Source organism: Bacillus cereus group sp. N21, assembly GCF_016483395.1.
Taxonomy (GTDB): domain Bacteria; phylum Bacillota; class Bacilli; order Bacillales; family Bacillaceae_G; genus Bacillus_A; species Bacillus_A pseudomycoides.
The window spans coordinates 1-358 of sequence record NZ_JAEHBX010000274.1 but is presented as its reverse complement, the minus strand read 5'-3'; the positions used below and the strand labels follow the sequence as shown (position 1 = coordinate 358).

Genomic DNA, 358 nt, shown 5'->3' with positions numbered 1-358 from the left:
TATAATTTATAATTAAACTCATTTTCACTATAGTATAAAACGAATAAACAATAATGAATAAAAGGAAACACATTATAACCATAGAAAATGGGAGTTTTTCTATAGTTGTTATTCATTTACTAATAATTAAAGTTTAATTTCTTTATATAACTAGTTTTACATGTATATAAGTTATACTAATAATAAAGTGTAATTCCTTTAGGAGTTGATATATGATGAAATTTGAAATGAATACACTACATAAGGATAGTTTTTTAGAAATTATTGAAAAACAAAAACAAGAATTCGCAAATATAATTGCAATTTGGAATGAAGATATTCTAAAACAAGCGGAGCAAAGAAAAGAAAACAATGAACG

General features: G+C 22.1%; 1 pseudogene. It reads left to right on the top strand.

Annotated elements, in window-relative coordinates:
• Positions 1-215: 215 nt before the first annotated feature.
• Positions 216-358, top strand: a pseudogene (locus JDS96_RS30825) (tyrosine-type recombinase/integrase); the annotation flags it as partial.